This is a genomic window from Cohnella silvisoli, assembly GCF_021190915.1.
Classification (GTDB): domain Bacteria; phylum Bacillota; class Bacilli; order Paenibacillales; family Paenibacillaceae; genus Cohnella; species Cohnella silvisoli.
The window spans coordinates 683,748-708,488 of record NZ_JAIOAP010000001.1; the positions used below are offsets into that span (position 1 = coordinate 683,748).

A 24,741-nucleotide genomic window follows, 5' to 3' on the forward strand; every position below is an offset into this window, starting at 1 on the left:
TACAAAGTCGCAATCAACCCATAATGTTTATGGTGTATTTTTTTACAATAGAGGAGACTACATTAAAATCCAAGGAAGTGTTGAATATGAAGTGGTTGGCTTCATGGATATGGGGAGACGGGGAAGCGAGCCCTCGCAATGAATGGAGATGTTTCCGCAAAACGTTCGACGTTCCATCGGCGGGCGCGGCGGAGTCCGCATCTCTGACAATTACGGCGGATTCGCGGTACGTGTTATACGTCAACGGTACGCAATTAGGTCGAGGACCGGTTCGTTCGTGGCCATTCGAGCAATCGTATGATACTTATGAAGTCGGACATTTGCTCAAGCCGGGCGAGAAAAATACGATAGCTGTGCTCGTGCTGCATTTCGGGGTATCGACATTCTATTATGTACGGGGTCGTGGAGGACTCCTTGCTCAGTTGGAGTACGAAGATGGAACCGTCGCCATAGCAACGGATGGGACTTGGGCGACTGCTAAACATCTGGGTCAGCACCCGAGATCGCCGCGTATGTCGTGCCAGCAAGGTTTTGCCGAATATGTGGATGCAACCGCTTGGGATAAAGACTGGATTACTACGGAGTATGCGGATACGGAATGGTCAAATGCCGTCGTGCTCGGCCCGGTAGGTATGGAGCCGTGGACGAAGTTGAAGCCTCGCGACATTCCGATGCTGACGGAAGAAACCGTTTATCCGGTGCGCGTAGAATCGCTCGCGAAAGTGAAGTCGTTCAAGCTTACTACGGTTATCGATGTTCGCGCCGCAATGATTCCGGGCAGCGAGGACCATGCCAACCCCCTACAGTTTACTGGATATGTGGCAACAACGATTCGGGCGAGCCATGCGGGCAGGGCTACGCTTGGGTTTCTAGCTTGGGGCGAATGTCTGCGGGCTTGCTCGCTGAACGGCGAGGTCGTCGAGATGAAACGGTTTTATGGCGTTACGCCGGAACGTTACGTAGACGTGGAGCTTTCCCAAGGGGACAATTTACTGCTCATCGACGTATCCGGCACGATGCACCACGGGAAGCTGCAAATCGGCGTTTACGCGGAAGATCCGGCACAGTTTGAGTTCGTCTCGCCGCTGCCTCGATTCGCGGAACAGTCAGCTTTCTGCTCGATTGGCCCTTTTGACTACCACGTCAATATAGATCATCAGTCTAACCGGGAGATTGACTGGGAAGACGAAGCTTACAAGGAAATACTCGGGGCGGTTAAACAAGCAGAGCATTTAGAGCGTTATGCAGAGCGGCTTCGCGCGATCGAGCTCAAATACATTTCGGAAGCCGACGTATTCAGCTTGTGCGTGTGGAAGAAGGATAACGTCAAGCTAGCCGTTCCTGCTCAGCTTCATAACGCAGTTATTCCGAATATCGAAGCTGGTGTCGTTCCAGTGTTTGACGGATATGATACGGAGATTTTACTGGACTTCGGCAAAGAGTATTCGGGGTATTTGTCTTTCGAGGTAGAAGCGGCCGAGGGGACGATTCTCGACTGGTATGGATTCGAGTACATGTCGGGCGAATACCGTCAGGAAACCTACGGACTCGATCATACGCTAAGATATGTCTGCCGGTCCGGCAGGCAATCGTACGTCACGCCGATTCGCAGAGGGTTCCGCTATTTAGCTTTGACGGTAAGGAATGCATCCGCGGTTCCCGTTAAGATCTATGGCGTATCGTTCTCCCAGAGTAATTATCCGGTTGCCGAGGTCGGCAGGTTCGAGTGCTCGGACCCGCTGCTTAACGATATTTGGGAAATCAGCCGCCATACGACGAAGCTGTGCATGGAAGATACGTTCGTCGATTGTCCCGCTTATGAGCAGACGTTCTGGGTCGGCGACAGCCGCAACGAAGCGCTTGTGAGCAACTATTTGTACGGCGTGCAGGATATTCTGAAGAGATGCTTGCGTCTCGTACCGGGTTCGAAACATCAGACGCCGCTGTATGCGGATCAAGTACCGAGCGGATGGAGCAGCGTTATTCCCAACTGGACTTTTTTCTGGGCAATCGCATGTTCCGAATATTACGAGCAGACGGCCGACAAGGCGTTCGCGACTGAAATGTACGATCACATTCGGTTCACGATGGACCATTATTTACAGAAAATCGATGATAGCGGGCTGTTTAACGTAAAAGGGTGGAACCTGCTCGATTGGTCGCCGATCGATCAGCCGAACGACGGCATCGTCACGCACCAGAACGTGTTCTTGGTTCAGACGCTCCGCGTCACCGCCGCGATGGGCAAGCTTGCCGGAGATGCGGAAGGAACGGCACGATTCGGGGAAGCTGCGGATCGGCTCTCCGCTGCAATTAACGAACAGCTATGGGATGAGGACAAGCAGGCGTACATCGATTGCATCCATGCGGATGGCCGTCGTTCCACTGTCCTTAGCATGCAAACTCAGGTAGTCGCATCGCTAACGGGCGTGGCTCAAGGCGCTCGCAAGCAGGTTATCGACGGTTATCTGTTTAATCCGCCGTCGGAATTCGTGCAAATCGGCAGCCCGTTCATGTCGTTCTTCTATTACGAAGCGCTGGCGAAAGTCGGCGGCGTAAGCTTGATCTTGGACGATATTCGCAAAAACTACGGCAACATGATCGATCATGGGGCGACGACGTGCTGGGAGCAATATCCGAATTTCCTTGAAAATCGCGCCAATGCCGATATGCTCACGCGCAGCCATTGCCATGCTTGGTCTTCGGCTCCGGCCTATTTCCTCGGTCGGGAAGCGCTCGGCGTGCGCAGCTTGGCGCCGGGCTGGAGCGTTGTCGAGATCGCGCCGCTTCCATGCGGACTCAAGTGGGCCCGCGGCAGCGTGCCGCATCCGTCCGGCGGGCGGATCGACGTGTCCTGGTCAGCGGACGAAAGCAGCAAGACGATGAAGCTCAGCGTGTCGTACCCTTCTGACGTGACGGTAAACATCAAGCTACCGGAAGGTTATGAGGGCGAGATCAAGGAAACGAAGCTGGGGAGATCGTTGTAAGTTTCACGTTCGTCTTGCTCGTACAAACCTGTCGCTTCTATTGGCAATAACGGGATTTATACAGTTAAAGTAATGGCTGAACATCCTCATTGGGAAAATAACAGCAATTGTACAGTTATTTTGAGCAGAATAAGGTGGAGGAAGAGGAATGGCAGGAAATAACTGGAGTTTTACAGTAAAATTCCATAAGCCTTCTTTGATTCAATTTAATTACGGGAGTTTTACAGTTATTTATTCTTTGTAATGTCTTATCGTGCAATCGGAATTTCAGAGAGCAGGGGCTGTTCCTCAAGGTCGATCATGACCTTATGGGACGGCCCCATTTTTGTTATGGAGGAGGGCTATTGACCGATCGTTGCCGTATTGTGCAGTTCCCGCCACTTAGTCGGACTGACGTCATATTTCTGTTTAAATAATCGGCTGAAGTAATGAATGCTCTGAAACCCAACGGCTTCGGCAATCTTGGATACGAGCATGGGAGTGGTGGATAAATAGGTTAGCGCCGCGTTCATTCTTAACTCGTTCAAGTATTGAAAGGGTGTCATGCCAGCGTGGAGATGAAATAAACGGATGATATAAGAGCCGTTCAGATGAATGGCAGCGGATATATTTTCAAGCGTGAGTTGCTCCTTGTAGTTTGCTTCCAGGTAATGTTTGACGGACTCCACGATTTCACTCGCTGCTCCGGCCTTGATGGCAAGCTCTTCATTTTCCGGCAATGCGTTGCCGGATAAAGCCGGGTTTTGTCCGATAAGGAGTAAGATCGTCTCGATTACGCGGACGGCGATTCCGGTAACGATTCTCTTATTTTCCACCCTATCAGACAATAGGAGGGATTGTAGATAGGATAAAGAGTCGAAAATGTATTTGGCCGGCTGCCGCCTTTGATCCAATAAGGACTGCAGAGCGTTCCAATGGCGTACGGTCGACAATGCCGGGAAACAATTCGGATTTGGAACTTCGAGCTCAACGAAAATAAAGCGGCATTGCCCGGATAGCTTTCTCAGCTCGTGGGGAGTGTTGGTCGGAAACAGGTACAGCGATGGTGCGGCAGCGTTATACACATGATCGACCCACTGTATTTGCGCGGATCCAGAGGTGATATAGAGCAATTCATAATAAGGATGAACGCCGCCGCCCGTGGACGATCCATCGGCAAGAATTCCATTTCCATAGCTGCGAATCAGCATGTGTACGACCCCCAGACCGACTAATGTCAATATCGTGCAAACGGCTAGATCAAGGCGTGAATATGACTGAGGAAATCATCCTGGAATTTCTCAAACTGAACGATTCGCTTCAAATACGATACTGCTTTTTCAATGTAGTATATCAGGTGTCGGATGTAAACAGGGAAGGGAGGGGTTGTGAATATTATGCGTACGGTTATGAAAACATTGCAAATAACGGGGCCGGGGCAGTACGACCTATTGGAGGTGCCAGTTCCGGAAGCGAAAGAAGACGAAGTGCTAGTGGAGGTTAAGCTAGTGTCGACATGTCCGAGATGGGATATCAACATGATGGCGGGCAAAGACATGTTCAATGCGACTTCATCGCCGGAATATCCGCTTCCCTTCGGGTTCCCGGGCCATGAGATGGTCGGTGTCGTTAAGGCTGCCGGGTCGTCCGTGCAGGGGCTGCAAGTTGGAGACAGGGTTGCCGCGTTAGAGGCTCCTTCCCTTGGCGATGGCACATACATCCAGATGCTGCGTTATCGCGAGAATGAACTAATCAAGCTGCCGGATAGCGTCTCGGACAAACAAGCCGTTTCATTCGAACTGCTGAAGTGTGTCCTTATCGGTCTGTTGCAGTTCGGGAATCTTGGTGGAAAGTCCGTACTGGTTTCCGGCCTTGGACCGGCCGGAATCTTTGCGATGCAGGCGGCTAAGCTGCTCGGTGCATCGCGGGTCGTGGGCATGGATCTCAGCGGTAAGAGAATCTCTTTCGTTAACGCGTTGAATATCGGAGAAGCCGTTCACGTCGACGAGCTCGGCGAGCGGCGGTTCGACCTCGGATACGATTGCGTCGGTTACGCGCCTTCCGTAGAGAATGTAATGAATTACGTCGAAGAGCATGTCGTTATTTTCGGCGTGCTGCGCGGGGAAGTCAAATATGGAGAACGGCTTTGGTTCAAGGGACTTAAGTTAGAGTCTTACAAATATAGGCCGTTCGGGGATAAGGATCGGGCTCTATTGTTGGAGTTGGTTGCCCGAGGACTGAATACGGAATGTATCCAGACTCATCGTCTTCCGTTCACCCGTTATCATGAAGCAGTCGAACTATTGAAAACACAGGAAGCGATCAAGGTATGTTTCTCTCCGGAAACGGGTTTCGACGAGGTGACGTCATGAAAGCCAAAGCGGTTGTTTTTACGGGAAAACGGGAAGTTGAGGTACGGGAGATAGACGTTCCCGAGCTGGCGGAAGATCAAGTGTTAATAGACGTAACGTATTCTTGGATCAGTATCGGAACCGAATCGTCGTTCTTGAAGCAAGAGCGAATAGCGGGAGACGCTGCTTACAAGCCGGGCGATCCTCCTCCTTTTCCGCAAGTTCCGGGTTATCAGAAGGTGGGAGTCGTCCGGGCGCTTGGATCGAACGTGAATGGTTTGGAAATCGGAGACAACGTGTTCGCGACGGTTAGCGAAGTGGAAGGAATGATGTTTCCTTACGGTGGACACGTGAGTCCTGCCGTTACGTATGTAAGCCAAGTGTGGAAGCTGCCTGAGGGAGCTTCTCCGATTGCTTACTCAGGAATGGTACTCGCGCAAGTCGGTTACAATTGCGGCATTAAACCTCCCGTTCAACCGGGAGACCTCGCTGTCGTCATTGGCGATGGATTGGTGGGGCACTGGGCTGCACAAACTTTGCTTCAGCGCGGGGCGAACGTTATCGTCCTGGGTCGGCACGACAAGCGGTTGTCCCTTCTTCCGGATGGGGTCCGTGGCATAAATACGCGACATATCGATATTAGCGACGGTTTGGGGAGTCAGGAGCATAATGTCCAGATCGTCGTGGATACCGTAGCGGCGATGGACACATTCGAGGCAATCCGGCCCTTAATGAAGCATGGCAGCCACCTCGTGTCCGCCGGATTCCACGGCGAGAACGGCTACATTCACATTCCAACGATTCGGGGGCAAGAGATCACGCTGCATTGTCCGTCCGGGTGGGAAAAGACTAGAATGGATGCTGCATTGAGAGGAATTCATGAAGGCTGGCTGCAGACGGAACCGTTGATCACGCACATTGTGGATGTCGCGCAAGCACGGGATGTATGGGACATGATCCTGAACAAACAGGAATTTTGCTTAGGCGTGGTACTAAAGTGGTGAGGTTGAGTTGCTATTGTTAAGCAAAAACCCATGATAGACCAGCTATCGGTCTATCATGGGTTTTATGAAACTATCATTGCATAAGCCGGGTTACTTCTCAACCGTCGCCAGAATCTCACTCTTAAACTGCTCGATAGCAGCATCCGTATCGATCGTATAACCGCATTCCAGACCGACGAAGCCGGAGAAGCCCGTGTCCTTGATCGCGCGGAGAATGTTGACGTAGTTTAATTCGCCCGTGCCCGGTTGCTTGCGTCCGGGGTTGTCCGCGATGTGATAGTGGTTGATCCGGTCGATGTAGCCGGTTGCGTTGCGGATGACGTTGCCCTCCGTAATCTGCTGATGGTAAACATCGAAAACGAGCTTAACGTTCGGGCTTCCGACTTGATCGATAACGTCGACCGATTCATTCGAGCGCTGCAAGAAATGCCCATGATGATCGACAAGTCCGTTCAAAGGCTCGACTTCGAGCACGATGCCTGCTTCCTCAAACAGCGGGGCGCAGCGCTTCAGCGTCTCGACCATAACTTGCCTTTGCGTATCGCGCGGGACGCCGTCCATAACGTTGCCCGTCTGCGAGATGACGGAGCGAACGTTCAAAATCTTGCAAGCCTCGATCGTCTGGCGAATGCCTTCCAAATAAGCGTCGCGCAGCGATTCGTCGACCAAGCTGATGAACTTGGTGCAAGTCGCGCTGATGCCGACGCCGATCCGCTCTTGCTCCCGCGCCGTTTTCTTCAAATCCTGCAAATCCCACCAAGCATAATACTCTAATCCGTGGAAGCCATGTTCTTTTATTTTCTCGAGATGATAGATTTCGTCTTTGCCGGAATAGGCCCCGATACATAGCGAATATTTCATAATAGCAGGTTCCCCTTTCGATAGTGTCAGTTTAACGATACGGGCTTGCCTGAAGCGGCCGATTCGTTGGCGGCGATGGTAACGTCGTGCGTCCGCAAGGAATCCTCGTAGTCGGATAAAATCCGCGACGTATCCCCAGTCCGCAAAGCATGAATGAACGCTTCGTCTTCGACAAAATAAGGGTTGGCGATATTTTCGTGCGTCTTCGACCCTTCTTCAGTAATTTCCCGCAAGCCTTCGCTGCGCAGCTCAAGTACCCCTTGGTTCGTATAGATGTCTAGTCCGACGTGATGGCCAACGGGCAGCAGGCATGTGTTGGAGATCGTAGCGACCATGCCGTTAGCCAGCTTAAGCGTTACCGAACCGACATCCGGGACGTCGGTACCTTCCACTTGCTCGCCCATCACTTGCAGAGCGTACGCGGCATACACTTCGCGAACCTCTCCGCATAAGTACCGAAGCAAATCGACGATATGCGTCGTCTGTTCGACGAATTGACCGCCCGAGCCGGCTTGCACCCTCCACCACGGAACCATTGGCATGCCGCCCATCCAGTACCCGAGCGCCATGCCCGCTTTGCTTTCCCCGAGCAATTTTTTAGCCAAGCTGGCAGATTCATTATACCTCCAATGATAACCGACGGAGGTGATCAGTTTTTTGGCTTTGACCTTCTCGCCAATGGCAAGCGGGAGTTCCCGGTTAATGCCGAGCGGCTTCTCGACCAAGAAAGGAATGCCTCGTTCGACCAATTTATTTTCCGCATCCCCGTGCGCCATTGGAGGGACGCATACATAGACGCCGTCAAGTCCGGAGCCGTCCAACATTTCGTCCAGGTTAGAGTACGCTTTTGCTCCGCTGTGCTCGGATGCGGCTTTCTGCGCACGCTGAACATCCACATCGTAAAATGCCGCCAAAGTAACGTCTTTCATTTGCACCAAGTTTTTCAGATGATGACTTGCAATTCCTCCAGAACCAATAATACCAAGTTTCACGGACATGTTATTCCCCACTCCCGATCAATAGGATATAATATAAATAAACTTCGCCTTCATTTTAGTTCAACGTATTGCTAAATAAAATATAATATACTTCATGTCCGGTATAAGAAAATGAAACTAGAGGTGAGCTATGAACGCCGCTTATAGCAGACATTTCGTAACAACGGAGTGGGATCAGCGATTGCCGCTGCATCTTACTAGCGTGGGCTATTCGGAGCATCAGGCTGCTATTAATAGAGAGGGCGGTTTTCGCGATTTCCATTGGCTGCATACGGTTGAGGGGTGCGGCGAGTTTACCGTAGACGGAAAAACCGTGAAATTGTATCCCAATCAAGGCATTCTACTTAAGCCGAATGTACCCCATAGCTATTATCCGGAAACCGCGAATTGGTCGACATGGTATTTGACCTACGATGGAGCGTTGGCGAACCCGATTACCGCGTCGCTCGATATCCAGCAGATGCTGCCGATAAGTTGGGATGCAAATTGCCCGCTCGCGAAAATACATGAGCAATACAGCGAAAAGTGCGGGTATAGTTTCGATTTCGCGGGCATTAACGGATCTCTCGAGGTGTATGCTTTTTTGTCGCTAATCAAGCAATTCGGGCAATCGAGCGGACAACCCTCCCTATCCAAAGGACATGAAAGGCTGACTCCCATCTACCTGCTTATCGAAGAGGCATTCGGAGATCCGAACCTCGGCCTTGGGCGAATGGCGGATACGCTTAAAGTCAGCTCGCAATATTTGAACACTCTGTTTCGCAAAAGTTGGGGGATAAGCCCGTATCAGTATTTAGTGCAGTTTCGCATCCAAAAGTCGAAAGAACTGCTGCTCGCAGACCGCAGCAGAACGGTCAGGGATATTGCGGCTGCCGTCGGCTTTCAGGACGATAGTCACTTCGTGCATACGTTTCACAAGCTGGCGGGAATGACTCCGATGCAGTTCCGCTTGCAGTATGGAGAGTAGATACATTTTGCTAGGGAAGTAGAGAGGGGATTATCCTATGTACACCTGTTGCGGAAAGTCGATGTTCGGGGACGACCAGATTGAGGAAGCGAACGCGATCGTTCGTTTGCCTAAAGACGCGATATTCGAGGTAAAAGAAACGATAGCTTTAATGAATTCAAGTATGGCACTCTCGAAATTTGCGGATGTAAGTCATGAGATGGTATTTCATTCGCCTTTACTGATTGGGGAAATCGCATCCTTCATCACAGAATGCGGCAAATCGCTAGGCCAACGATCAGGTCTGTTCGCGGTGGCCGTCTTGTTATCGGGGATGCCGCAAGTTCGCGAATATTATGCCGACCGGGGGATTTCCGATGAGATCCTGCTCGACACTTTTTCGGACCTTTCCCTCTGGATGAATGTCTACAAGGAAAAGCATGGCGTGTGGGGGCTTGGCGAAGTCGGGTGGCTAATGAATCATTTCCGGTGTTTGCTGTTCAAGATCGGCAGACTTCAATATGTTCAACGGAGCTGGGGACTGCAGGTTCATGTATTCCGGAATCGTCTGGATGGGCGGTTCGCTGTATTCCCGGAGGCTGGAATTTCGTTTCAACCGGATGGGGAGATGGAGGGATCGTACGGAAACTCTGACGCGGAAAATACATGGACATCCGGCTTTGAACGATCGGAGCAATGGATTAAGGGTCATTTAACGCGGGCTGACGGAACGGTGGAGCGGGAAGTAACCGAATGGCGTGCGGAAGAATGGGAAGAGGTGCTGAATCGGGAAAGTCCGGTGCTCGATATCCATATTCAGGAAGGCGGCAAGCTCTCTACGGAGTTATGGAGAGGGTCGATGGAAGCCGCCGACTTATTTTACGGCAAAACTTTCCCGGACAAGCCATTTCATGCCTTCGTCTGCTCATCATGGCTGCTTTGCCCTGCTTTTGGTGAAATTCTTCCGGCGGAATCGAATATCGCCAAGTTCGGCGGAGCATTCCGGTTGGTTCCGGCTTATACCGACGACAATCAAGCGTTCGAGCGCGTATTCGGCGGCAAGCCTGATCGTTTGCAGGATGCCCCAAGAGATACGCTAATTCGCCAAGCGATTTTGGATTATACGATCAACGGCGGCAGGGTCGGCAATGGGACAGGGTTTATATTGCCTTTTACCCGTTGAACGAACTGTTTAGGAGAAAGTCCCTTATGGGCGCGGAAATGGCGGATGAAATAGCTGGTGTGGGAAAAGCCGCATTCCATGGCGACGCGGGTGACGCTCCAAGAGGTCGTAAGCAATAGCTTCTCGGCTTCGGAAATGCGGCGGAAATGCAAATATTGGACAAAGCTGTGCCCCGTGATTTGTTTAAAGCATCTTGCAAAGTGGCTGTAGCTCATTCCGCATAATTCGGCAGCATCGGATGCGGTTAGATTTTCTTTGAAGCCATGTTCCAAGTGTTCTAAAATCGGTTTCACGTTGTCCAAGGAAGAAGCGCTGAACGAAGGGAAGCCTGCTTGCGACGGCTCTTGCCTGATCCAGTATCGCAGCATCCACAGAAACACGCTCGTGAACGCAGAACGAAGCGCCAACTCAAAGCCATATTGCTGCACGGAGTATTCGCGATGAATATCCATGAGTAGCGCGGGAACCGGAGTTTCTTCCAAATCGTCTGCCTTAAAATGCCGCTTATGCTGCCTATTGCCCAGCATGAACGGGAATATATATTTCGCTTCGAAGATGGTGCTGCCGGTATGGTATACGACTTCGGGAACGACGCTCAGGATTAAATACTCGGCGTCGTCTTCGGGCCGGATGTCGACGGCATGCACCTCGTTTGCGTTAATAAGCAGAAGATCGCCTTTACCTGCGGCATAAGTGCTGCCGCCGGCGTGGAATGTTCCACGGCCGCGGGTCATATAAAGCATCTCGAGATGAGTATGCCAGTGAGCAGGACAATGATATCCGCGTCCTTCGGTGTCGAATGACTTGCAGGCGAAAGGATGCTGCGATATTCCTCCAGTAAACCGTTTTTCTTCGATATTGGCATTCGTCACGGAGTTCGCCTTCCTTTTCCGCAAATGATAGAAACGTGCTATTTTTGCCCGGGAACATTGTATCATGGAATAGCCCTGCATAGTAAGATTTGTAAATAAGCAGATCTGAAGTGGGGGAGCGATTGGCATGCCGGAACGAGTAAGGATAGGGAGTCAGTTATTCATCAACAAAGACGACACTCCGGAGTATGTGAAACGAACGGTCGTAAAAATGAAAGAAAACGGACTGGAAATCATCCGTCTGTTCATGATATGGGAGCAGTTGGAGCCGGAAGACGGAGTATGGCGGTTTGACAACTACGATGCTTGCTTCGAGCAGGCGGCTGAGTCGGGGCTGACGATCGTGCCTACGCTCATGTCCGTCAGCCCGCCGGGATGGATGCGCCTGACCGAAGGGCCGCAATCATTAGCGGATTTGGATGATCCTGCCTACTTGGAGAGAACGAAAGAATATATTCGGCGCATAGCTGTGCGATACGGAAACCATGCGCAATTAGACTCTTGGATTTTATGGAATGAGCCAAGCCGGGCGATTTACAAAACTCCGTATGCGATTAAGGCATACTCCCGGTATTTGCAAAACGTTTATGGGACGATCGATGAGGTTAACAAAGGCTCTTATATCCAGTATTCCAGCTTCGAGGAATTGGAGGAGGGGATGGGACGCGAGATTCTTTCGTATGAGCAGCCGTTTGTGTCTTTTAATGAGCAAGTGGAGTGGACGAGGTTTACCGTGAGCAATATGAGAGAGCAGCTAACATTCATCCGAAACGAGATTCGCAAGTGGGATCCCGTGCATCCGGTGCACGTGAATCCCCATAATGTCCAATTGGATATGCAGGGTGTCGGCCAATCGATCTGGATGGAAGCGGACCTCGTCGATTTCATGGGCTGTTCCGCCCATCCGATGTGGCATTCGGTGCGTTACCCGCAGAAAAGATGGACGCAATCCGTCGGATATTTCGCCGATTTAATGAAGAGCGCGACGAGAGACCCGGAGCGCAAGTTCTGGGTGAGCGAGCTGCAAGGCGGGACGACGTTATATTCCTCTGTGAAGCCGTTCACGCCTTCCCGCCATACGATGAAACATTGGATTTGGGAAGGGATAGCCAGCGGGGCGAAAGCCGTCGTGTTCTGGTGCTTTAATTCGCGTAATGCCGGATACGAAGCAGGCGAGTGGGCGCTGCTGAATCAGCTGGAGAAGCCTTCTCCGCGACTGCTTGCCGCGAAAGAAGCCGCGGAGCTTATTGGCGCGCATGAGAAGCTGTTCGCGGAAGCGGTTCCTGAGAAAGGGAAGGTGCTGCTGCTGTACTCCGAGCGTTCGATGGCTCTCGGCCAAGTGGAAGGCGAAGGGAATTACCCGGCGAATCCGCGAAATCGCAACATGTATGCGGACGCCATCGCGGGTGCTCATTTGCTGCTGTCCGATCTTTCCGCGAGCGTTGAATTTATTTCCGAGGATAGGCTGGCGGGGGAAGGCATAGACAAGGATATCCGCGTGCTCATCCTCGCGAATACGATCGTTCTGGGCATTCGGGAAATCGAGGTCATCGATTCTTTCGTTCGCGGCGGAGGAATGCTGATCGCCGATGGGTTAGTCGGAATGAAGGACGAGAACGGCAAGCTCGATGCGGCAACGCTTCGCAAGGTCGCCGCGCTGTTCGGCGCGGCGGTTGAAGATATCGAGACGGACGACGAAGGTTTGGAGCTTTATGGTGAGAACGGCGATGTCGTGCTTCCGGGCTGGTTTTACCGATTGCCGTTGGAAGCGGGCGGGACTTCCCGGGTGACGGCTCGATTCTCGGACGGAAGGGCCGCGGCCACATGCCGATCATATGGCAAAGGCACGGCGGTTCGGCTTGGGACGAACGCGTTCCAGCGTTATTTCGCCAACCCTGACGCGATTACATTCCACTTCGTTCAAACTTTAGTCGGTGAGGCTATAAGTGGCGACATCCACCTTAACGAAGGGGATAATGGCCCTACAGCCGGATTACGATTAAAGACGCTGCACCACCCGGAAGGCAAGGTGCTCGTTGTTCTCAACGAGGGCCCGCGGCGGACGGCCAAGCTGCTGTTCAAGAAGGCTGGAACGTTGACGGATTTAAGTGCGCGGCAACCTGTTATGGAAGTATCGGCTGGAGCGGAAGTAGAGTGGGATATCGAGGAAAATGGGGTCGCTGTGTACGGGTTTAAGGAAACTCAATCGGCGAGCTTGTCCAGAATCTGAAACAGCCTCCCTAGTTGCACCGCAATGCAAGGCCTAGTTCGTCTGATTGCGATATTTGGAAGGCGGCATACGATAAAAACGCGTAAACGTCGCCGAAAAATGATTGATGTTGTTGAAACCCGTGGAATACGCGATATGTTCGACGGGTAGATCGCTTGCCTTGAGCAAAGACGCCGCTTTATGCATACGTACTTCAAGCAGGAAGACATGCGGGGGTTTCCCTGCGTGTTTTTTGAACATTTTCGTAAAATAGCTGCGTTCTAGGCCGACTTGGGCGGCAATCATGGGGACGGAAATTTTCTCGGCATAGTTCTGCGTTATGAATTGGATGGCTTTCTGGATGTAGCGGTTTTCCGTGCCGGAAGCGGGGGCAATAGAAGGGCTGGAGCGAGCGCGTTCGTTATACAGGACCGCCATCACCTGGAGTAGAATGCCGTTCGCGAACAGTTCCTTGTATTCTACGTCGCCTTCCAGATTAGACAGTTGGTCGAACAATCGAATGAGCGCATTTTTATCCGAATGAGTTTGAATAGGGGAGTCGGGAGAGAGGCCGATCCCCGATAGGAATCGTTCCGCGTGCGTGCCGTGAAATCCGACCCACCGGTACTCCCATGGATCTTTCGCGTCTGCTTCATAGAAGCCCAAATGACCGGGGAACATGAAGAAGCTGTCGCCGCCGGTTAATTCGTAAGTGACTCCGTTTCCTCTGAAAATTCCTTTCCCCCGATCGATATATACGAACAAATAATGATCCCGCACCGACGGACCTGCGGAGTGCAGCGGCGGGCATTTCTCGTGGCCATAGAAGTATAGCTGAAAGAGGGAACGATTAAGATTTACGAATATATCGGACATCGTTTCTGATTGCCTGCCTCTCTCTGTGCATTTCTTTCATAGTACCACACAAAAACGTAAATTTTGCACACACCGCTGCATGTTCGAACAAAGCCCCGATTCGTAGACTAGACTTACAATCATATACAAGGGGTGCTTGACGATGATGGTAAAGGTAGGCAGCAGGGAATTGGAATTAGGGGGTCCTCATTTAACTGAATTAAGAAGTTCGAACGATATCCTAAACGATGTTAATGCTTTGCGGAGCCGAATGGAGGAAGACGGGTATTTGCTCATTCGCCGGTTTCACAAGCGTGAGGAAGTGCTTAAGGCAAGAACGAGCATATTGGAGAAAATGGATCGGATGGGAAAGCTGTCACGGGATACGTTGCTAGAGGAAGGCGTGATGAGCGATGGCAGCAAGAGCATATTTATGGGCGGCACGAACGAGGATTTACCCGCCCTTCTGAACGTTCTCAACGGGGATCACATCATGAAGTTTTTCGACCAATTCCTTAACGCTCCATCCCTTACGTATCACTATAAGTGGCTCCGGGCCGTAGGTAAGGGTGATTTCACGGGCGCTCATTACGATATCGTCTATATGGGCAGAGGAACGCAGAACGTCTACACGGTATGGTCGCCGCTGGGGGATGTCTCTTATGAGATGGGAGGACTGGCGGTATGTTTAGGATCGCATCGGTTCGAGGAACTCAAGCAGTCTTACGGCCGAAAAGATTCCGATCGCGATAATATCGGCCATTATACGGATGACCTGCTTGTGATCACGGAGAAATTCGGCGGCAAGTGGGCGACTACGACGTTCGAGGCGGGTGATGTGCTTATTTTCGGAATGTATCTGCTTCATTGCTCCCTAGAGAATACGACCCCTCAATATCGCATCAGCGTAGATGCACGTTATCAATCGGCGGAAGAGAAAGTAGACGAGCGTTGGAGCGGCAAGAAACCTCGCGGGCACACGGTATGATAGGTTAATTTGTTATGCAAGGACACAAAACAAGAAGTATTACGGAATCAGGGTTGTTTGCCGTAATAGCAGAATAGAATGAGTTTCGCAGCACGATAATTACTGTTCCACCGGGGCGCAACCCTTTATAATGGTGGGGTCAATTGAATGCGCTTACGTATATTGATTCCACCCCAATAAAAGGAGTGAAGGCATGTCGAATAATCGTGCTGTCGTTTACGTCGAACCAGGCAAGGTGGAAGTTAGGGATACATCGTATCCGGATTTGGTGCTTCGAGACGGACCGGGTGTAAATCCGCTTAACGTAGGGCGGAAATGCGAGCACGGCGTTATTCTTAAAGTGGTGACGACGAATATTTGCGGCAGTGACCAGCATATGGTGAGGGGGCGCACGACGGCTCCGAGCGGTCTCGTGCTGGGACACGAAATTACCGGCGAGGTCATCGAGGTAGGCCGCGACGTGGAGTTCATCAAGAAGGGCGATCTGGTTTCGATTCCGTTTAACATTGCTTGCGGGCGATGCCGGAGCTGCAAGGAGCGGAATACGCACATCTGCGAGAACGTTAACCCCGACCGTCCGGGTTCGGCTTACGGTTATGTCGATATGGGAGGTTGGGTTGGCGGGCAATCGGAATACGTGATGGTGCCTTATGCGGACTTTCAACTGCTGAAGTTTCCCGATAAGGAGCAGGCCATGGAGAAAATATTGGACTTAACGATGCTGTCCGATATTTTCCCGACCGGTTATCATGGAGCCGTGAGCGCGGGAGTGAAGCCGGGTTCGACCGTGTACATAGCGGGGGCTGGACCGGTAGGCTTGGCGGCGGCTCATTCCGCCCAGCTTCTCGGCGCTGCGGTCGTCATCGTGGGAGATCTTAATGCGGAGCGTCTGGCACAAGCTCGCAGCTTCGGTTGCGAGACGGTCAATTTGCGGGAACATGCGGATCTGGGGGAACAGATCGATCAACTGCTAGGCGTGCCGGAAGTGGATTGCGCGGTCGACTGCGTCGGATTCGAAGCGCATGGACACGGGCATGCCCATGGCGAAGCGCCCGCCACGGTGCTAAATACGATTATGCAAGTGACGAGGGCAGGAGGACGCCTTGGAATTCCGGGTCTGTATGTTACCGGGGATCCGGGAGCCGTGGACGAGGACGCACGGATCGGAACGTTAAAGATCCGTTTCGGCTTAGGCTGGGCCAAGTCGCATACTTTCGTAACGGGTCAAACGCCCGTTATGCAATATAACCGAAGCCTCATGATGGCTATTCTGAGCGGGAGAGCGCAAATCGCCAAAGCGGTTAACGCCACGAAGATTTCGCTTGACCAAGCTCCATCCGCCTACTCCGAATTCGATAAAGGCGCTTCGAAGAAATTCGTCATCGATCCTCATGGGTTAGTGAAAGCCTAGAGAAATGCACAAGGCCGTCGGGTTCCCGGCGGTTTGTTCTTTTAAACCAGATTTTGTCAAGGCGAAGCAGCATCGCTGGATCTTTTGGAGGTGAGGGCAGTTTTTTAGCCTTGGCGAAGCTGCATTGCTGCATCTTCGGGTGGCGAGGGCAGTTTTTTGGCCTTGGTGAAGCAGAATCGCTGCATCTTCGGGTAGCGAGGGCAGTTTTTTGGCCTTGGTAAAGCGGCAACGCTGCATCTTCGGGTGACGAGGGCAGTTTTTTGGCCTTGGTGAAGCTGAATCGCTGGATCTTCGGGATCCGCGTAACCTAAGGAAGGCGCCCCTTGAATTCCCTGGGCGTGCAGTCGTTATAACGCCGGAACATATCGTAGAAGTGTCCCAAGTTGGTGAATCCGACCGATTCGGCCACTTCCGAGACGCTGATGTCCTGCGTCAGAAGCTTCTGCTCGGCCCGTTTGATGCGCTTATAGGTTACGAAGTCGGTGAACGGCATCCCGACGGCTTTTTTGAACATTTTGATAAAATAGGTGTAGCTCATATTCATCTTCTTGGACAACTCGTCCACGGACAGCTTCTCGTTCAGATGCTTATCCATGTAATCCAGCGCCGGTTGCATGCGGTCTAGCCAGTTGTTGTCGCTGTAATGCAATTTTCGCTCTGTGTCATGGCGGAGCAGCAGCAACAACATGTTCTTGATTCGGGACGAGACGGCAAGCTCGTAACCGATCTCTTGGTCGTTCATTTCTTGGTAGATTTCTCGAATGAGCCGCGAAGTCTGATCGCGAACGTCCGGATTGTCCCGGTAAATATAGTTCAAGGTGCTGAGCGGCCGGATAACCTCGGAAAAATGCTTCATGCTGTTCAATGTGCTCTGATCCCAATATTTGTGCAAATCGATTTGAAAAACGAAGTAGAGTAATTGCGAATCCGTCTGCAAGGAAATATGAGGCTCATTCGTTCCGAATAAAGCGATATCCCCTTCTCTTAAGACTACTTGCTCCTCCGAACTGAACACGGTCAGCTCGCCCCGAATAACGAGAAGAAATTCTACCTCTTTATGGTAGTGCCATTTTACGAACCGTTTATGCTTCCAATCGAGCTCAAGCTGTTGGCGTACCGCTTCAGAAGCCTGGCTTTTCGAGTCGATCTGCCATATTCGCATCGCTAGAAACGGATTCTGGTAAACGACTTGCTCGTTATACATTTCGGGATACATGGTCGGCCACCTGTTCTTAGGATATGGAGCATGATAGCGTATCATTAACTTGCCGTTGGTTCATAATCTTCTTCTGATTATAACAGAATAGAGTAAAAACGGGATAGAAGGAACCATTGCTCGCCAATCGGCCGTTGTCTACAATGAGTATAAAATTTCAAGCTTACAAAGGGGAGTATCATACGATGAGCAACAAACGCATTAAAGTTACGATTTGGAACGAATTCCGCCATGAGAAACATAACGACAGCGTTGCCGCCATATATCCGCAAGGCATGCATACGGCGATCGCCGAAGGACTTGGTTCCGATTGCGACATTACTTTTGCAACCTTGGATGATGCGGAACATGGACTTACGGAAGCCGTCTTAAGTGAGACCGACGTTCTCACATGGTGGGGACATGGGGCGCATGATGAAGTGAGCGACGAAATCGTTGAGTGCGTATATAACAGAGTGTTAAGAGGCATGGGGCTTATCGTGCTTCACTCCGGACATTTCTCGAAAATATTCAAGAAGCTGATGGGGACGTCCTGTGATCTAAAGTGGCGGGAAGCCGACGAGAAGGAGCGGATATGGGTCGTTAAGCCCGGCCATCCGATTGCGGAAGGCATTGGCGAATATATCGAGCTTCCGCAGGAAGAAATGTACGGCGAGCATTTCGACATACCGGAGCCGGACGAGTTGGTCATGGTCAGTTGGTTCGAAGGAGGAGAAGTGTTCCGCAGCGGCTGTTGTTATACGCGCGGCCTTGGGAAAATCTTCTACTTTAGGCCTGGGCACGAAACTTATCCGACTTACTATAACCCGCAAGTACGCAAAGTGATCTCGAACGCGGTAAATTGGGCAGCTCCAGTTAAAGCCGATTATCCTCGTTACGGTCATGCTGTCCCATCCTTGGAGCCGATAAAGGAGAAAAACTAATATGCTTAAAGTAGGTGTTATCGGCACGGGCGGCATATTTAAAGGGGCGCATCTTCCGGGATGGTTATCGCATAAGGAAGTAGAGGTCGTCGCTTTCTGCGATGCGTTCCGCGCGTCCGCGGAAGCGGCGGCGAAGGATTTCCCCGACGCGAAAGTATACGACGATTATCGGGAATTGATCGCCGATCCGTCAATCGATATCGTCGGCATCAGCACGCCGAACCTGTATCATTCGGAGATTGCCATCGCGGCCCTTCAGAGCGGCAAACACGTTTTCTGCGAGAAACCCGATGCGGTGAATCCGCAAGAAGCGCAGAAGATGGCGGACGTGGCCAAAGCGTCGGGCAAGCTGCTGATGACGATGCGCAACAACCGGTTCAGCGAGGAAGCGAAATTCGCCAAACGGGTTATCGGGCAAGGGCAGCTCGGCGACTTGTACATGGGAAGTTGCGGCTGGATCCGCCGCCGGGGCATTCCGGGACGCGGCGGATGGTTCACGACGAAGGAACTTTCCGGCGGGGGACCATTGATAGACCTTGGCGTGCATATGATCGACATGGCCATGTGGCTGAACGGCAATCCGAAGCCGGTTTCGGTGACGGGGACAACTTACCGTAAGTTCGCCGACCGCCCTGACGCGTCCGGCCGAATTCCTGAAGGCACGTTCGACGTGGAGGACTTGGCTGCCGGGTTTATCCGCTTCGATAACGGCGCTTCGCTGCAAATCGAGTTTAGTTGGGCGTCCAACGTCGCGGAAGAGCAGAAGTTCCTGGAGTGGAGAGGCACCGAGGGCGGCTTCAGCCTTATTAATGACAAGCTGCGTATTTTCACGGAATCGGAAGGTACGCTGATCGACCAGCAACCGCATTTCCCGGAAGCAGATATTCCTCAGCATACCGCGAATATTCGGCATTTCATCGAGTGCGTGCTTGGCCGCGAGACGCCAACCATTACGCCCGAGCATGGCGTCGACATGATCAAGATTTTGTCGGCCATCTACGAGTCTGCCGAGCTCGGTCGGGAAATCCGGTTGGATGGCAATTGATTGCCATTTGCGACGAATAATCTAAGAAAAACGCAAATGAATATTGGTTTCTCGGAAATACATCGGCTCTCCGAACGCTTATGATAAAGCTATCAACCCCCACTTAATCAGGGTCAAGGAGAGGTGCAACTCGATGTTGAACGAAAGCCAAGTAGCCGAATTCGAGAAAAACGGATTTCTGAAAGGCAGCGTCGTGCTTAGCGAGGAAGAAGTGGAACGGCTTAGGGATGAACTGGATGACGTGTTACAGGGGAAAACAGTGAAGAAACCGGTTCTCAATCATAATTTGCTCGGTGACGATGAAGACAAACCGGATAGCGGTTCCCTCTACGAAGGGATGAAAATGACCGCCAACGAGAAAGTCGTTCAAGTCGTCAATATTTGGATGGCCAGCGACGCATTTTTCCAGCATGCCGCGAACAAGACGATCTGCGAAGAGGTCGCGCAGCTGTGCAATTCGGACACGCTCAGAATCTGGCATGATCAAATCCAATACAAGCCGCCGATTACGGGTGGGCCAACCGCATGGCATCAGGATCATCCGCTTTGGCCGATCATTCAGCCGGCCGATCTCGTAAGCGCGTGGGTCGCGCTTGACGATGCCGTCATCGAGAATGGCTGCATGTGGATGGTGCCCGGCAGCCATAAGTGGGGCAATCATCAGAAACATCTGGCGAGCGACGATAATTTCATGCCTTACCATCGCCATCCGGAATTGCTGCCCGAAGGCGCCGATACTAAAGCCGTTCCTTTCGAGATCAAGAAAGGGCAGGTAGGTTACCATCACAGTCTCACTTGGCATGGAAGCCCGCATAACCGTTCGGAGATGAAGCGCCGGGCGATCGCCGTTCATTACATGCCTGGACATACGCGTCACGAGCCGACGAACAATCATGTCATGCTGTCCTATGTTACTGTGAACAAAGGCGATATTATGCAAGGCGAACATTTCCCGGTTGTGTACGCGCCGGCCGGAGTACGATAAGTTTACAAGGATGGAAGAGCGATGCGTCATCGTTCTTCCATTTTGTCTGTCTGCTTTTACATATTTGATTGCTCGCTGAAGACATATTCCGCCATCCTATAGGATAGGGTACAATGGGGTAGAATGTTTCCAAATTATTAGGCAAGACGAGAGGATGCGATAAGGTTGTCAAACCAAACGGAATGGCGAATGGGTAACAAAAGCAATGATTACGAGGTCGTGGTCGGTTGGGCGAAAATTCCTGAATCTTATAAGTTGGGTTACACGCATGGTATCGTTGTAGATGAGTTGGATCAAGTTTACGTGTTCCATACGGGTACGCCATCCATTTTCAAATTCGATAAAGAAGGAAACTTCATAAGCGCTTATGGGGACGAGTTCGGAGACGGGGCGCATGGATTTTATTTGCATAAAGAAGCTACGGGCGAATATTTGTACGTGACCGATATCAGTAGAGGACTCATGGTCAAGTTGACGCTTGAGGGGAGAGAAGTTTTATCGATCGGCGTGCCTGAACTCTCCGACGTGTATGATGCAGAGCGTAAATACATGCCTACCGACGTGGCTGTCGCGCCTAACGGGGATATCTATATTACCGATGGTTACGGGCAAAATTGGGTCCATGTGTATACCGCGGAAGGAAAGTACATCCGATCGTGGGGAGGCGCTGGCAAAGAGCGGGGACAGTTCAGTTGCCCGCATGGCATATCCGTGGACTTGCGGAGCGGAGAACCCGAATTCTATGTCGCGGACCGGGGCAATCACAGAATTCAAGTGTTTACGCCTGAAGGCGAGTTTAAGAGAATCATCGATAAGGATATGGACTTGCCTTGCAGCTTTTACTTTTTTGAAGGAAAAATGTACATCCCCGACTTGAACAGCCGGATCTCCATCTATGACCGGAACGATCGGCTTTGCGCCCATTTGGGCGAAGATCAACAAGCTTACAAGCAGGAAGGCTGGCCGAATCTGCCGAAATCGTATTACCGGACAGACAGATTTAGCTCTCCTCATGGCATCTGCGTAGACTCGAAAGGCAACGTCTACGTGGCGGAATGGATTTTCGATGGACGGTTGACCAAGCTTCGTCCGCTTTAAAAATAAGAACGGCATGGGGGCTGTCCCTAAAATGAATCAGGGATAACTTCATTCTAAATTGGAGTTTTTGCATAACAAAATGTAATTCGTGCAGGTTGTTTCGGCAATTACAGATTTTAGAACCGTTTAACTGCAAAAACTGCAGGTGTTTGGGGTTAGATTGAGTTTTTTAGCCGATATAGGCTAGAACACATGTACGAAATGCAGTTTGATTGGCGAAAATCTTGATTTCAACCAAAAATAAATGTAGTAAATGCATGTCAGATAACCCTGAAACCTTTGCTTCCAAACTAAATAGGGGCTGTCTCTCCGGTCGTTGATGAACTGTGACCTTATGAGACAGCCCCTTTGTTATGGAATGGAAGGGCGGATGGATTCGGCTCAAGAGGACGAATATATGCTGCAACCATAGATTCCCAAGCCGGTTAGGGTTGTGGAGGGTTCCTTACCGTTGCACGGGTGCCATAGGAACTTTACAATAGACAGCAACAGGAAAAGCGAAGGCGGTGGTGAAATGTCCGACAACGAGAAAGGTTGGCCGTTAGTCCATAGCGTTGGCGATGTATGGGCTCAAGCAGGTTCCGTTCTAGGCACGAGGACGATTCATGATTACGAGCTCGTCTATTTTCCGGAAGGAACGGCGACCCTGTATGAACTGGAAGGCGTACCTATCGAGTTGGACAAGCCTTGTTTCGTTTTTACCCGGCCGGATGAGGCTCACCGCTATTTGTTCGACCCCGCACGGAAAGTACGCCACCTGTTCATTCATTTCGATTACGATAACCTCCGTAATGCCGACATCCGATTTAACACCTTGCTTAAAGAATGCAATAAATTGCTAGTCAGCAATAATAGTCTGTTGCCGGGTCTGATTAAGCAAATGCTGCGAATAGCCAACTTTCAATTGCCGTATTGGAAAAGGCGATTATCGGTCTTAATGTCCGCGGCTTTGGAAGAATTGTGCGCATCGGCGGACAATGCTCTCGAGGAACTCGCGAATCCTCTGCCGATTCCGATCGCCCGTGCGATCGCCTATATGGAGGAGCATCTCGAAGAGCCGATATCGATTGATTCGATCGCGCAGCAATCGGGGTGGTCTCACGAGCATTTTACGCGCACGTTCGTGGCCTCCGTCGGAATGACGCCGAAACGCGCTTTGCTCGAACGCAGAATATTGCGTGCGGAGCAGCTCATGATGAGCGGGCAATGGACCGTCAAGCAAATCGCTTATCGGGTAGGCTTCGGGGACGAGCATCATTTTTCGAAAATGTACAAGCGCATCAGGGGAATAACGGCCACCGCCTATATTGAACGTTGCGAGAATTCCCTCTTTCGGCATACGACGGCGAAAATCGATCCGGAAGCGCCTTACCCCGTTAACCGCTACATTCTGGTGAATGAGTACATGGAATGAGTACATCAAATAAACACACCGTTTGCCGGGTTTAATCCATTGTGAACGCTCCCTTGTTATCGCACAATAAGAGTAAGACGATCAATGGAGGGGTTCCTATAATGGGAATAACGTATACACCGAAGTCACGGAAGCGGGATGACCGTTATTTGGTCAGCGTGAAGGAGTATACCCAGTATCATCGGGATGGCTACCTAATCGTGAGGGGTTTATTATCAAAAGAAGACATCGACAAGCTTTATGATTTGGCGGAAAGAACGAAGGCGGGCAGCATTAAGCCAGTGGAAACGAGTAAGATGGCGGATTCGGATAACTCGGATAACTCGGGCAGCGCGAACGAGGATCCTTTGAAGTCGGAGTTCGTGCAACAGACACGGGTGCATATGGTGTCCAGGCTCGATGCCGCAGCGGAATGGGGCATGCTTCATCCCCGCGTGCTCGATGTCACCGAGGCGTTAATCGGGCCGGACGTCTATGCTTTGCAGTCCATGATGTTCCTTAATCCTCCCGGTCGCGGCGGGCAAGGCTGGCATCAGGACTCATACTATATTAAGACGCATCCAGATACGATGGTCGGTGCGTGGATGGCGCTTGAGAAAGTGGATGAAGAGAATGGCTGCCTATGGGTCGTGCCGGGATCCAATCATGAGCCGATCTACCCGCCGGAAGGCAATAATGCCGGGAACGTACACGCCGTGGACGCATTTAAGGATCTAAATACGGTCGAGAACGTCAGCCATCTCGATGACGAGATGAACACGCTGTCCAAAGTGGTCGCCCATTATCCGCCGCCGATCCCGGTTCCGATGCAAGCGGGAGACGTTCTATTTTTCCATTCCCATCTGTTTCACCGCTCCTTCCCGAACCGGACGGAAGACCGTTACCGTCGTTCCTACGTCTGCCATTACTGCAACGCCCGCTCATGGATTCCGTGGGATCATGACGGGTACGAAGGCGAGACGGGCAATTACCGTCAAATACTCGCTCGCGGCCGGACTCACTTGGCTTACGCGGAGCCTGCATTCGGTACGGAAGTTTTCTTATCCGAAGCGGACGCCGAGTCGGACAGCGTGCGGATGATGGGGATGGACGACGGAATGATGATGCCGGTCGTTCAGAAGAAGGAAAGCTAACCTGGAAATCCCATAGTGTCAATTCCACCAACTTGACGATAGGCAGGTAGAGGGATACCATAAGGGTGGGACATATCATTTATCTGGAAATTGTGGCGTCGCAACCAACAATTTCTTCTTCAAGGGTAGATGTCCTTCTTCTATCCAGCCATTCAACGAAGGTTCTAAAATCTTGACCTCAACGGGGTTTGAATCGACAGCGATATTTTTGCAACACTCAAGTAAAGTAAATACAATAGTAGGCAAAAAGATAAAGATTATTGGAAATATGCGAGCAGAAGTT

20 protein-coding genes are annotated in these 24,741 nt (G+C 51.4%); 14 read left to right on the plus strand and 6 right to left on the minus strand.

Going from position 1 to position 24,741, the window contains the following annotated elements; translation table 11 throughout:
• Positions 1-86: 86 nt before the first annotated feature.
• On the plus strand, positions 87-2,987 hold the full coding sequence (locus K7P76_RS02845) for a family 78 glycoside hydrolase catalytic domain (protein WP_232183012.1): 2,901 nt from the start codon (positions 87-89) through the stop codon (positions 2,985-2,987).
• Positions 2,988-3,328: 341 nt separating this feature from the next.
• On the opposite strand, the gene K7P76_RS02850 is transcribed toward K7P76_RS02845, so the two are convergent.
• Positions 3,329-4,177, minus strand: coding sequence for a helix-turn-helix transcriptional regulator (locus tag K7P76_RS02850; RefSeq protein ID WP_232183014.1), 849 nt, complete (start codon positions 4,175-4,177; stop codon positions 3,329-3,331).
• Positions 4,178-4,363: 186 nt separating this feature from the next.
• Between K7P76_RS02850 and K7P76_RS02855 the strand changes: the two genes are divergently transcribed.
• Both K7P76_RS02855 and K7P76_RS02860 read left to right on the plus strand, forming a co-directional pair.
• Complete coding sequence (locus tag K7P76_RS02855) at positions 4,364-5,338, plus strand: zinc-dependent alcohol dehydrogenase (RefSeq protein ID WP_232183016.1); 975 nt, start codon at positions 4,364-4,366, stop codon at positions 5,336-5,338.
• Positions 5,335-6,321: an alcohol dehydrogenase catalytic domain-containing protein gene (locus tag K7P76_RS02860; RefSeq protein WP_232183017.1), complete on the plus strand. Its 987-nt coding sequence runs from the start codon at positions 5,335-5,337 to the stop codon at positions 6,319-6,321. Before K7P76_RS02855 ends, K7P76_RS02860 begins: the two co-directional genes overlap by 4 nt.
• Before the next feature lie 90 nt (positions 6,322-6,411).
• On the opposite strand, the gene K7P76_RS02865 is transcribed toward K7P76_RS02860, so the two are convergent.
• Both K7P76_RS02865 and K7P76_RS02870 read right to left on the minus strand, forming a co-directional pair.
• Positions 6,412-7,182: a TIM barrel protein gene (locus K7P76_RS02865; RefSeq protein WP_232183018.1), complete on the minus strand. Its 771-nt coding sequence runs from the start codon at positions 7,180-7,182 to the stop codon at positions 6,412-6,414.
• A gap of 26 nt (positions 7,183-7,208) precedes the next feature.
• Positions 7,209-8,180 (minus strand): Gfo/Idh/MocA family protein, encoded by a 972-nt coding sequence (locus K7P76_RS02870; protein WP_232183019.1) that lies wholly within the window; start codon positions 8,178-8,180, stop codon positions 7,209-7,211.
• Positions 8,181-8,310: 130 nt separating this feature from the next.
• Here K7P76_RS02870 and K7P76_RS02875 point away from each other — a divergent pair, with 130 nt between their 5' ends.
• Together K7P76_RS02875 and K7P76_RS02880 are read left to right on the plus strand one after the other, a co-directional pair.
• Positions 8,311-9,147: an AraC family transcriptional regulator gene (locus K7P76_RS02875; RefSeq protein WP_232183021.1), complete on the plus strand. Its 837-nt coding sequence runs from the start codon at positions 8,311-8,313 to the stop codon at positions 9,145-9,147.
• A 37-nt stretch (positions 9,148-9,184) separates the two neighbouring features.
• A complete protein-coding gene (locus K7P76_RS02880; protein ID WP_232183023.1) occupies positions 9,185-10,309 on the plus strand; it encodes an acyltransferase domain-containing protein in 1,125 nt (374 codons plus the stop codon).
• Here K7P76_RS02880 and K7P76_RS02885 read toward each other — a convergent pair.
• Positions 10,246-11,181 (minus strand): AraC family transcriptional regulator, encoded by a 936-nt coding sequence (locus K7P76_RS02885; protein WP_232183025.1) that lies wholly within the window; start codon positions 11,179-11,181, stop codon positions 10,246-10,248. The two genes, K7P76_RS02880 and K7P76_RS02885, sit on opposite strands and share 64 nt — an antisense overlap.
• Before the next feature lie 127 nt (positions 11,182-11,308).
• Here K7P76_RS02885 and K7P76_RS02890 point away from each other — a divergent pair, with 127 nt between their 5' ends.
• The gene (locus tag K7P76_RS02890; protein ID WP_232183026.1) at positions 11,309-13,411 is read left to right on the plus strand and encodes a beta-galactosidase; all 2,103 of its coding nucleotides are present in this window, start codon (positions 11,309-11,311) and stop codon (positions 13,409-13,411) included.
• A 33-nt stretch (positions 13,412-13,444) separates the two neighbouring features.
• On the opposite strand, the gene K7P76_RS02895 is transcribed toward K7P76_RS02890, so the two are convergent.
• Positions 13,445-14,266, minus strand: coding sequence for an AraC family transcriptional regulator (locus K7P76_RS02895; RefSeq protein WP_232183045.1), 822 nt, complete (start codon positions 14,264-14,266; stop codon positions 13,445-13,447).
• A gap of 142 nt (positions 14,267-14,408) precedes the next feature.
• Here K7P76_RS02895 and K7P76_RS02900 point away from each other — a divergent pair, with 142 nt between their 5' ends.
• Together K7P76_RS02900 and fdhA are read left to right on the plus strand one after the other, a co-directional pair.
• On the plus strand, positions 14,409-15,233 hold the full coding sequence (locus tag K7P76_RS02900; RefSeq protein WP_232183047.1) for a phytanoyl-CoA dioxygenase family protein: 825 nt from the start codon (positions 14,409-14,411) through the stop codon (positions 15,231-15,233).
• A gap of 193 nt (positions 15,234-15,426) precedes the next feature.
• Positions 15,427-16,644: a formaldehyde dehydrogenase, glutathione-independent gene (fdhA, locus tag K7P76_RS02905; RefSeq protein WP_232183049.1), complete on the plus strand. Its 1,218-nt coding sequence runs from the start codon at positions 15,427-15,429 to the stop codon at positions 16,642-16,644.
• A gap of 307 nt (positions 16,645-16,951) precedes the next feature.
• Here fdhA and K7P76_RS02910 read toward each other — a convergent pair whose 3' ends face one another.
• Complete coding sequence (locus tag K7P76_RS02910) at positions 16,952-17,860, minus strand: AraC family transcriptional regulator (RefSeq protein ID WP_232183050.1); 909 nt, start codon at positions 17,858-17,860, stop codon at positions 16,952-16,954.
• A 185-nt stretch (positions 17,861-18,045) separates the two neighbouring features.
• Between K7P76_RS02910 and K7P76_RS02915 the strand changes: the two genes are divergently transcribed.
• From K7P76_RS02915 to K7P76_RS02940, 6 genes are all read left to right on the plus strand, one after another.
• The gene (locus K7P76_RS02915) at positions 18,046-18,783 is read left to right on the plus strand and encodes a ThuA domain-containing protein (protein ID WP_232183052.1); all 738 of its coding nucleotides are present in this window, start codon (positions 18,046-18,048) and stop codon (positions 18,781-18,783) included.
• Between the two features lies 1 nt (position 18,784).
• The gene (locus K7P76_RS02920) at positions 18,785-19,828 is read left to right on the plus strand and encodes a Gfo/Idh/MocA family protein (RefSeq protein WP_232183054.1); all 1,044 of its coding nucleotides are present in this window, start codon (positions 18,785-18,787) and stop codon (positions 19,826-19,828) included.
• Positions 19,829-19,961: 133 nt separating this feature from the next.
• Positions 19,962-20,813 carry a phytanoyl-CoA dioxygenase family protein gene (locus K7P76_RS02925; RefSeq protein WP_232183056.1) on the plus strand — a complete coding sequence of 284 codons (852 nt, stop codon included), beginning with the start codon at positions 19,962-19,964 and terminating at the stop codon, positions 20,811-20,813.
• Between the two features lie 165 nt (positions 20,814-20,978).
• Entirely contained in the window at positions 20,979-21,911 is a 933-nt protein-coding gene (locus tag K7P76_RS02930; protein ID WP_232183058.1) for an NHL repeat-containing protein, read from the plus strand.
• 514 nt (positions 21,912-22,425) lie between these two features.
• Positions 22,426-23,325 carry an AraC family transcriptional regulator gene (locus K7P76_RS02935; protein ID WP_232183060.1) on the plus strand — a complete coding sequence of 300 codons (900 nt, stop codon included), beginning with the start codon at positions 22,426-22,428 and terminating at the stop codon, positions 23,323-23,325.
• A gap of 101 nt (positions 23,326-23,426) precedes the next feature.
• Entirely contained in the window at positions 23,427-24,458 is a 1,032-nt protein-coding gene (locus K7P76_RS02940; RefSeq protein ID WP_232183062.1) for a phytanoyl-CoA dioxygenase family protein, read from the plus strand.
• The last annotated feature ends 283 nt before the right edge of the window (positions 24,459-24,741 follow it).